Below are 9,637 nucleotides of genomic sequence, written 5' to 3'. Positions count from 1 at the left end.
CGACTACCTCGCAAGCGTCGTCACGGCATGACCCGTTCACCCGATTCCCCTGCCGCTCAGGTCGGAACAATGGGGTCCTCGGCCCGGTGCTGACAGTCGACGCGCGGACAGACCCGGCAGGAGACGCCAACGGGCTCCGCCCGCGCCCGTCCGGACAGGTCCAGCCCGTCGCCATACACCAAGCGATCCGCATACTGGGCATGACAGACGATGGCCACCGAAAGCTGCCGCGCGGGCACGGCGAAGCTGTCCACTCCCTTGCGCACGACCCGGGCAACAAACAGGAACCGGTCACCGGCCGGCAGTTCAACCAGCTGCCGCACCACCGGCCCGGGCGTCTGGAAGGCCCGATAGACCGCCCACAGCGGGCAGGCCGCGCCGTGCCGGGGCATGGGAAGACGCGGCAAGGGAAAGCGTTTCGACAGGTTGCCCGCCGGATCGACCCGCAACATGGCAAAGGGCACGCCCTCCGCCCCCGGCCGCCGCAGGCTGACCAGCCGCTGGCAGATCTGTTCGAAACTGGCCTGGTAGCGCCGGCGCATCAGGCCGATGTCGTAACGCAGGCGCTCGGCGTCCTCCAGGAATGGGTCGTAGGGAAACAGCAGCGCGGCCGCGCCATACGAAGCCAGGACACTGACCACGCGCTGCCGAGCCTCCTCGGAAATCAACTGCGGCGCCTTCGCGACAAGGTCGTCGATGGTGTCCTTCAGATCATGCAGCACGGCGTGGCGAGCCATCGCGAACCGCCGCCCCGCCTCGCTGGCCGTCTCGTCCCCGTCCCACAGCGGGTCCTCGCCATGCCCCCCGTTTCGATACCCGGCCCGGGCGCGGCGCGGCGCACTGAGCGGGCGGTGGTTACCCTCGGCGACGTCCTTTCTGGACGCCAGAACCGCGGCCAGCGCCACCGGTCCGCCCGCCGCGTTGGCGCCCAGGCGCGCGCGCAAGCGGGCGGTGCCCTCTTCCAGGGCCGGGAAGTGATTGCCATGGGCGATGATGAAGTCGTCCACCTCCTCGCCCGGTGTGATGGCCTGCTTCGGCGCCTCCGAGCGGTCGAAGAAGTCCGCCAGGGCCTGAGCCGCCTCGGACAGCCGCGTGCTTTCGGCCGCCAGATTGGCGCGGAAGCGCCGCGACTGGGTCGCCTCCAGGTCATCCACGCTGTCCAGGATCTCGGCCGTCGAGCGGATGCCGGCGATCGTCGTCAGCATCCGGTGCACGACGTCGGACAGGAACGGATCCTGACTGAGACGATCGGACATGGCGGAGATCACCTCGCCGCGATCGCGGCATTCTCGGTGCAGCAGGGCCAAGGCGCGCGCCCAGGCGGGATGGCGCCCGACCAGGGCCGGCACCGCCGCCGCATCCAGGTCAAGACCGCTGAGCAAGGGATCGGCCGCCGTTTCCGTCAGTTCGGTGACCAGCCGGCGTTCCGCGTCGTCGTCCAGCGCCGCCGGATCAAGGTCCAGGGCGCGGGCGATCCGCAACAGCAAGGCCCCGCCAATGGATCGCTTGCCGCGCTCGATGAGATTGAAATACGACGTGGAGATGCCCACCGACCGGGCCACCTCGGCTTGCGTCAGGCCGAGGGTCTTGCGCTTTTCCCGGATCTTCAGCCCGAACCCGCTCTCCATCCAGGCCTCCCATCCCTCGCCCTTGTGCGCCGCAAGGTGGAAAATTTGACAAACTCGGCGCTCCGCAAAGACAATTTGTTACAAAAAGCGGCTGGCAAATCAATATTTTATTGTCATTTTTACAAGGGACCTGTAACACAACGCCAGAAAGCCCGGATGAACCGCCGCAGACAGAGCGCGGAGCGGGCTTCGATCGCGTGGGCGCCGGGCGGCGGCAGCCATGGCCGGGACACCCCTCGGGCCGAGCCACGCCGTATGATCCACAGGGAGGAACGCAATGGTTGATTTCTTGAATCCCAGCCGTCGTGGTGTGCTCAAGGGCGGCGCCGCCGTTGGTGCCGGTCTGGCCATGCCGACCATCTTCAGCTCCAAGGCCTGGGCGGCGGACTACCTGAACAAGCCGACCGGCGACACCGTCACCTTCGGCTTCAACGTGCCGCAGACCGGCCCGTACGCCGACGAGGGCGCCGACGAGCTGCGCGCCTACCAGCTTGCCGTCAAGCACCTGAACGGCGAGGGCGACGGCGGCATGTTGAACACCATGAACCCGACCGTCCTGACCGGGAATGGCGTTCTGGGCAAGAAGGTCGCGTTCGTCACCGGTGACACCCAGACCAAGTCCGATGCGGCCCGCGCCAGCGCCAAGCGCATGATCGAGAAGGACGGCGCCCTTATGATCACCGGCGGCTCGTCCTCCGGTGTGGCCATCGCGGTGCAGTCCCTGTGCCAGGAAGCCGGCGTCATCTTCATGGCCGGCCTGACGCACTCCAACGACACCACCGGCAAGGACAAGCGTCGCAACGGCTTCCGCCACTTCTTCAACGCCTACATGTCCGGCGCCGCGCTGGCCCCGGTGCTGAAGGACGAGTACGGCAACGACCGCAAGGCCTATCACCTGACCGCCGACTACACCTGGGGCTGGACCCAGGAAGAGTCGATCAAGAACTCCACCGAGGCCCTGGGCTGGGAGACGGTCAACGCCGTCCGCACGCCGCTGGGCGCCGGTGACTTCTCGCAGTACATCACGCCGGTGCTGAACTCCGACGCCGACGTGCTGATCCTGAACCACTACGGCAAGGACATGGTGAACAGCCTGACCCAGGCCGTGCAGTTCGGCCTGCGCGACAAGCAGGTCAACGGCAAGGACTTCGCCGTGGTCGTGCCGCTGTATTCCCGCCTGATGGCGCAGGGCGCGGGCGAGAACGTCAAGGGCATCCTGGGCACCACCAACTGGCACTGGTCGCTGCAGGACGAGGGCTCCAAGGCCTTCGTGAAGTCCTTCGGCGAGGAGTACGGCTTCCCGCCGTCCCAGGCCGCGCACACCTGCTACGTCCAGGCGATCCTGTACGCCGACGCCTGCGAGCGGGCCGGCACCTTCGCGCCGTGCGGCGTGGTCGAGGCGCTGGAAGGCTTCGAGTTCGACGGCATGGGCAACGGCCCGACGCTGTACCGCGCCGCCGACCACCAGTGCTTCAAGAAGGTCCTGGTGGTGAAGGGGAACGAGAACCCGACCTCGCAGTTCGACATCCTGGAAGTCGTCCAGGAGGTTCCGGCCGAGCAGGTCACCTACGACCCGTCGATCTTCGGCGGCGAACTGGGCGAGTGCAACAACGGCGCCTAAGCCGGACCCACACCCATCCCAGGCGCGGTCGCTCCGATCCCGGGGCGACCGCGCCGCGTCTCCGGCCGCCGCAAGCCTCTTGCGGCGTCCTTGGTCGACGTCATTCGGTCCACGGCCCGGTCGCGCGTCCCGTTCCCGATGACGGAGCGGCCGCAGGCGGGCCCCCAAGGAGCGTTGGCGAATGGATGCGATCCTTCTCCAAATTCTGAACGGGCTCGACAAGGGCGGTGCCTACGCCCTGATCGCGCTCGGCCTGACCCTGGTGTTCGGCACCCTCGGGGTCGTCAACTTCGCCCACGGGGCGTTGTTCATGCTGGGGGCGTTCTGCGCCGTCACCTTCAATCAGTTGATCGGCCTGGAGAAGGTCACCATCGACCCGACGCAAACCACGCCGTGGGGCTCCCCCGTCGAGATACGCGTGCCGATGATCGAGGAGTGGCTGGGTCCCACCGGCACCTTCATCCTCGATTACTCGGTGCCGTTCTCCATCCTGGCCGCGATCCCGGTGATGATCGTCATCGGCCTGATCATGGAACGGGGGCTGATCCAGTTCTTCTACCGGCGACCGCACGCCGAGCAGATCCTGGTGACCTTCGGCCTGGCGATCGTCCTGCAGGAGATCATCAAGTCCTTTTTCGGCGCCAACCCCATTCCGCAAAATCCGCCGGACACGCTTCGCGCGGCGGCGGATATCGGGGCGCTGTTCGGATTCGAGCCGGGGAACATCGTCTATCCGTACTGGCGACTGGTCTACTTCCTGTTCTCCGCCATCGTCATCGGCTGCGTCTTCGCCTTCCTGCAGTTGACCACGTTCGGCATGGTGGTGCGCGCCGGCATGGCCGACCGCGAGACCGTGGGCCTGTTCGGCATCGACATCGAAAAGCGCTTCACGGTCGTGTTCGGGCTGGCCGCCGTGGTCGCCGGCCTGGCCGGGGTGATGTACACGCCCATCCTGCCGCCCGACTACCACATGGGCATGGACTTCCTGGTGCTGTCGTTCGTGGTGGTCGTGGTGGGCGGCATGGGCAGCCTGCCGGGCGCGGTCGCCGCAGGGTTCATGCTTGGGATCCTGCAGTCCTTCGCCTCCATGACCGAGGTCAAGAGCATTTTCCCCGGCATCGACCAGATCATCATCTATCTGGTGGCCGTCATCATTCTGCTGGTGCGGCCGCGCGGTCTCATGGGCCGCAAGGGCGTGATGGAGGGCTGAGGTCATGACGAAAATCGTACGAGAGACGGCCCACGGGGACGCGATTCGCTTCAGCCTCTTCGCCGTGTTGATCCTGGCCATGCCGGTGTGGCTGGTGCCGTTCGGCGCCGCCTATCCCGACCTGATGCAGAAGTTCGCGATCTATGGCCTGTTCGCCATCGGCTTCAACATCCTGTTCGGCCTGACCGGCTATCTGTCCTTCGGCCACGCCGCGTTCCTGGGGGTGGGGTCCTACACCGCCGTCTGGAGCTTCAAGCTGCTGGGCATGAACCCGTTGCCGGCCATCGCCCTGGCCATTCTGCTGGCCGGCGCGTTTGCCTGGGTGATCGGCTACGTCAGCCTGCGCCGGACCGGCATCTACTTCGCCATCCTGACGCTGGCCTTCGCCCAGATGTCCTACAATCTCGCCTACTCGGTTCTGACGCCGATCACCAATGGCGAAACCGGCCTGCGGGTGCTGAACAGCGATCCGCGCGTGCTCGACCACATGATGGGCGCCGGCGAGGTCGACGGGCCGCTGGTCACCAATCTGTTCGGGATGGAAATGAGTGGCCTGCCCGGCTTCTATTTCTGCGCGGTCTGGCTGCTGATCGGCATGTTCATCTCGTTCCGGATCTTCCGCTCGCCGTTCGGGCTGATGCTGATGGCCATCAAGTCCAACCAGAACCGCATGAACTACACCGGCATCAGCACCCGCCCCTACGCGCTGACCGCGTTCGTCATCTCCGGCATGTACGCCGGCCTGGCCGGCGCCCTGCTGTGCGTGACCGACCCCCTGGCCGGCGCCGAACGGATGCAGTGGACGGCCTCGGGCGAGGTGGTGCTCATGACCATCCTGGGCGGCGCCGGCACCCTGCTCGGCCCCATGCTCGGCGCGGGCATCATCAAGTATTCCGAAAACATCTTCTCGGCCTTCAACGAGCAGACCCTGCATAACATCTTCGGCTTCCTGCCCGACGGGATCGAAGGCGCCGTGGTCTCGGTGGCCGGCCTGTTCGTCGGCGAGGGCTGGCACCTGACGCTCGGCCTGCTGTTCATGCTGATCGTCATCTTCCTGCCCGGAGGCCTGATCGAGGGCGGGCACCGTATCCAGGCCGCAGTGGCCCGTCGCGGCAAGGGCGGGGGCTCAGGCCACCAGGCCCAGCCGCAGGCCGCCGAATAGGGTCGAGGGAGACACACCGATGGGCATTCTCCAGGTCCAGAACGTCAACAAGAGCTTCGGCGGCCTGAAGGCGCTGAACAACGTCAACCTCGACATCGAGGAAGGCTCGCTGCACGCCATCATCGGCCCCAACGGCGCCGGCAAGTCGACGCTGCTGAACTGCTTCGTCGGCCGCTTGCGCCCGGATACCGGCACGGTCAAGTTCAATGGCCGCTCGCTGTTGGGCTTGTCGCCGCACGAGATCAACCAGGCCGGCGTCGCCCGGGTGTTCCAGACGCCCGAAATCTTCAGCGACCTGACGCTGCTGGAAAACGTCATGATCCCGGCGCTGGCGGTGCGCGACGGCGCGTTCCGCATCAACACATGGCGCCGGGTGGACAAACAGCCCGACGTGCGCGACCGCGCCGAGGCCATGCTGGCCGACGTCGGCCTCGCCGACAAGCGCAACGACCACTCGGGCAACCTGTCGCGCGGCGACAAGCGCCGCCTGGAGCTGGCCATGTGCCTGGTGCAGCGCCCCAAACTGGTGCTGTTGGACGAGCCCACCGCCGGCATGTCGCGCGCCGACACCAACAACACCATCGACCTGCTGGCCCGCATGTCGGAGCAGCACGGGGTCACCAAGATCATCATCGAGCACGACATGCACGTCGTGTTCTCGCTGGCCGACCGCATCACCGTGTTCGCGCAGGGCCACCCGATCGTCGAGGGCACGCCGGAACAGATCAAGGGCGACCCCAAGGTGAAAGAGGCCTATCTGGGAGGAGCACACGTATGAACGCCCCCACGCCCCTCGACCGCGTCATCCCGGCCGCCGCGCCGGCGGGCGGCGCCGCCGCCGCCGCCACCTCGCGCGCCGACGCGCCGTACTTCCAGGCCCACGACTTGCACGCCTATTATGGCGAGAGCTACATCGTCCAGGGTGTCAACTTCTCCATGAAGGAAAGCGAGATCCTGGCCCTGCTCGGGCGCAACGGCGCCGGCAAGACCTCGACCCTGCGCACCATCGCCCGCCTGGCCGAGCCGCACCTGACCCAGGGCGAGGTGTGGCTGGCCGGCCAGCCGCTCCACCGCATGAAGGCCTATCAGGCCTCCCGCCTGGGCGTCGGCTTGGTGCCGGAAGACCGTCGCGTCATCCAGGGCCTGACGGTGCAGCAGAACCTGCAACTCGCCCAGATCGCGCCGCCCAAGGGCTGGTCGCTGGAGCAGATCTACGAGCTGTTCCCGCGCCTGGGCGAACGCAAGAACCAGGAAGGCACCACCCTGTCGGGCGGCGAGCAACAGATGCTGGCCATCGCCCGCACGCTGGCGCGGGACGTGAAGCTGCTGCTGCTCGACGAGCCGTACGAGGGCCTGGCGCCGGTCATTGTGCAGGAAATCGAAAAAACGCTGCAGAAGGTCCGCGACCTGGGCATGACGACGATCATCGTCGAACAGAACGCCCTTGCCGCCCTGCACCTGGCCGACCGCGCTGTCATCCTCGACATGGGCGAGGTCGTCTACGACGGCACGGCGAAAGAGGTGCTCGACAACGAGGACCTGCGGCACGAGTATTTGGCGGTGTAGTGCGGTGCGGCCCGAAGGTGGCGCAATACTTCTGACGCGAAAGTGTAATTGTTCCGACGCCAAGGCGTCGCTCAATCTTCACAGTGTTCCGATTGCGGGCATGGGGAGGCCAGCCTAGACTCCAAACGATGATGGTTCGCGCGATGGTGGGGGCGGAGGCGATAATATCCGCCCCGGTCGCGCGAAAGATCTCTTCCGCGAAGAGCATCCAACGGAGTCTCCCATGCACGACCACTTGACCTTTGGCCAACGCCTTGAAGCCGACGACGATGTCGCCGTCAACCGCTCGACCGAGCGGCCGTTCGAGTCCATTCTCGCCGCCCGCCTGAGCCAGATCGGCACACCGGCCGGCGTGGCCGCGACCGCCGTCGGTGGCGTCGTCGCCGCCAGCCTGTTTAGCGGCAAGACCCTCAGTCGTCGCGGCCTGATGAAGGGCGCCGCCGCCTCCGTGGCGCTGGCCAGCGCGGCCGGCGCCTTGGGCACGGCCATTGCGCCGCGCGCGGCCCAGGCCGCCGAGGGCGCCAGCACCCTGACCTTCCCCGGCCTGCCGCACAGCTATGACGAGAATAGCCACGTCGCCGAGGGTTACGAGATCCAGACGCTGATTCGCTGGGGCGACCCGGTGGTCGCGGGCGCGCCCGAGTTCAACCCGATGAACCAGACGGCCGAGTCCCAGTCCAAGCAGTTCGGCTACAACAACGACTATGTCGGCTTCATGCCACTGCCAGTCGGCTCCAACACCTCCGACCACGGCCTGCTGTGCGTGAACCACGAGTACACCAACCCGGACCTCATGTTCCCGGGCAGCCCGAGTGCCGAGGACCTGACCGCCGAGCAGGTTGACATCGAGATGGCCGCCCACGGCCATGCCGTCGTCGAGATCAAGCGCGAGGGCAACACCTGGAGCGTGGTCAAGGACAGCCCGCTGAACCGCCGCTTTACCGCGTTGGAAACCGAGTTCGAGTTGACCGGTCCGGCCGCCGGCTCCGACCGCCTGAAGACCAGCGCCGACCCGACCGGCACCAACGTGATCGGCACGGTCAACAATTGCGCCGGCGGCAAGACCCCCTGGGGCACCATCCTGTTCGCCGAGGAGAACTTCCACGGCTACTTCATGGGTGACGTCACCAAGACGGCGGAGGCCGAGAACTACGAGCGCTACGGCGTCGGCGGCGGCCGCTATGCCTGGGGCAACTTCCACGACCGCTTCAACGTCGAGAAGGAGCCGAACGAGCCCAACCGGTTCGGCTGGATGATCGAATACGACCCGTATGATCCCAATTCCGTGCCCAAGAAGCGCACCACCCTGGGCCGCTTCAAGCACGAAGGCGCCACCACCGCCCTCGACAAGAGCGGTCATGTGGTGGTCTACGCCGGTGACGACCAGCGCTTTGAGTACGTCTATCGCTTCGTGACCAAGAATAAGTTCAACCCGAACGACCGCGCCGCCAACATGGACCTGCTGGACGAGGGCACGCTGTCGGTCGCCAAGTTCAATGAGGACGGCACGCTGGACTGGAACCCGCTGGTGTTCGGCGAGGGTCCGCTGACCCCGGAGAACGGCTTCAACAGCCAGGCCGACGTTCTGATCGACACCCGCAAGGCCGCCGATCTGGTGGGCGCCACCCCGATGGACCGCCCCGAGGACGTCGAGCCGAACCCGGTCAACGGCATCATCTACGCGATGATGACCAACAACACCAAGCGCGAGGGTGACGACCTTAACGTCGCCAACACCCGCGCCCACAACCGTCATGGTCACGTGGTAGAGATCATTCCGCCGGGCACCGCTCCGGACGGCGACGGCGCCAACGCCGACCACACCGCCGACCAGTACACCTGGGACATTTTCCTGCTGGCCGGTGACCCGGCCAAGGACGAGGATGGCGCCAAGTACGGCGGTGATGTCGGCGAGAACGGCTGGCTGTCCTGCCCCGACAACGTCGCCTTTGACAGCAAGGGCCGCATCTGGATCTCCACCGACGGCGGTCCGAAGAGCGGCATCGCCGATGGCGTCTGGGCCGCCGACGTGCATGGGCCGGGTCGCGCCATCACGCGGCGCTTCTACGCCTGCCCGCGCGGCGCGGAGCTGTGCGGTCCGGAGTTCACCCCGGACGACAGCGCCTACTTCGCGGCCGTCCAGCACCCGGCGGACGAGAAGGGCAGCACCTTCGAAAACCCGTCGACCCGCTGGCCGGACTTCGACGAGGCCATGCCCGCGCGCCCGGCAGTGCAGGTTCTGGTGAAGACGGGCGGCGGCGCCATCGGCTGATCCCGACCGACGGCTGACGTCCGACCTTGAGAGGGCCGGCCGGGGGATGACTCCGGCCGGCCTTTCCGTCGGGGTGACCGCTCGGGGTGACCGGTCTTGATGACAGGATGACGATTGGATGACACGCGCTGCCGCGTTGCGCGCCGTCAAGGCCGCGCGGTCGCACGAGGCGCATCCT

At 66.8% G+C, this 9,637-nt stretch carries 7 protein-coding genes; 6 read left to right on the top strand and 1 reads right to left on the bottom strand.

Annotated elements, in window-relative coordinates; all coding sequences use genetic code 11:
• Positions 1 to 56 precede the first annotated feature (56 nt).
• Complete coding sequence (locus Q0309_RS11435; RefSeq protein ID WP_299440757.1) at positions 57 to 1,628, bottom strand: XRE family transcriptional regulator; 1,572 nt, start codon at positions 1,626 to 1,628, stop codon at positions 57 to 59.
• Between the two features lie 277 nt (positions 1,629 to 1,905).
• Between Q0309_RS11435 and Q0309_RS11430 the strand changes: the two genes are divergently transcribed.
• The 6 genes from Q0309_RS11430 (at position 1,906) to Q0309_RS11405 (ending at position 9,459) form a co-directional block, all read left to right on the top strand.
• On the top strand, positions 1,906 to 3,249 hold the full coding sequence (locus Q0309_RS11430) for a substrate-binding protein (protein ID WP_299440754.1): 1,344 nt from the start codon (positions 1,906 to 1,908) through the stop codon (positions 3,247 to 3,249).
• 181 nt (positions 3,250 to 3,430) lie between these two features.
• Positions 3,431 to 4,459 (top strand): branched-chain amino acid ABC transporter permease, encoded by a 1,029-nt coding sequence (locus Q0309_RS11425; RefSeq protein WP_299440751.1) that lies wholly within the window; start codon positions 3,431 to 3,433, stop codon positions 4,457 to 4,459.
• Between the two features lie 4 nt (positions 4,460 to 4,463).
• Positions 4,464 to 5,621 carry a branched-chain amino acid ABC transporter permease gene (locus tag Q0309_RS11420; protein ID WP_299440748.1) on the top strand — a complete coding sequence of 386 codons (1,158 nt, stop codon included), beginning with the start codon at positions 4,464 to 4,466 and terminating at the stop codon, positions 5,619 to 5,621.
• 19 nt (positions 5,622 to 5,640) lie between these two features.
• Positions 5,641 to 6,399 (top strand): ABC transporter ATP-binding protein, encoded by a 759-nt coding sequence (locus Q0309_RS11415; RefSeq protein ID WP_299440745.1) that lies wholly within the window; start codon positions 5,641 to 5,643, stop codon positions 6,397 to 6,399.
• On the top strand, positions 6,396 to 7,187 hold the full coding sequence (locus tag Q0309_RS11410; protein WP_299440743.1) for an ABC transporter ATP-binding protein: 792 nt from the start codon (positions 6,396 to 6,398) through the stop codon (positions 7,185 to 7,187). The genes Q0309_RS11415 and Q0309_RS11410 overlap by 4 nt, the downstream gene beginning before the upstream one ends.
• Before the next feature lie 223 nt (positions 7,188 to 7,410).
• Positions 7,411 to 9,459 carry a PhoX family phosphatase gene (locus Q0309_RS11405; RefSeq protein ID WP_299440740.1) on the top strand — a complete coding sequence of 683 codons (2,049 nt, stop codon included), beginning with the start codon at positions 7,411 to 7,413 and terminating at the stop codon, positions 9,457 to 9,459.
• Positions 9,460 to 9,637: the final 178 nt, after the last annotated feature.

Origin of the sequence: uncultured Rhodospira sp. (assembly GCF_937138205.1) — a bacterium.
Lineage (GTDB): Bacteria > Pseudomonadota > Alphaproteobacteria > Rhodospirillales > Rhodospirillaceae > Rhodospira.
Note: the sequence above shows the minus strand (reverse complement) of the source record. Positions and strands in the feature narration are given on the sequence as shown.

Coding starts and splice junctions, on each gene's coding strand:
- Q0309_RS11415 (WP_299440745.1), top strand. CDS start 5,641: ATGGGCATTCTCCAGGTCCAGAACGTCAACAAGAGCTTCGGCGGCCTG.
- Q0309_RS11425 (WP_299440751.1), top strand. CDS start 3,431: ATGGATGCGATCCTTCTCCAAATTCTGAACGGGCTCGACAAGGGCGGT.
- Q0309_RS11430 (WP_299440754.1), top strand. CDS start 1,906: ATGGTTGATTTCTTGAATCCCAGCCGTCGTGGTGTGCTCAAGGGCGGC.
- Q0309_RS11435 (WP_299440757.1), bottom strand. CDS start 1,628: ATGGAGAGCGGGTTCGGGCTGAAGATCCGGGAAAAGCGCAAGACCCTC.
- Q0309_RS11405 (WP_299440740.1), top strand. CDS start 7,411: ATGCACGACCACTTGACCTTTGGCCAACGCCTTGAAGCCGACGACGAT.
- Q0309_RS11420 (WP_299440748.1), top strand. CDS start 4,464: ATGACGAAAATCGTACGAGAGACGGCCCACGGGGACGCGATTCGCTTC.
- Q0309_RS11410 (WP_299440743.1), top strand. CDS start 6,396: ATGAACGCCCCCACGCCCCTCGACCGCGTCATCCCGGCCGCCGCGCCG.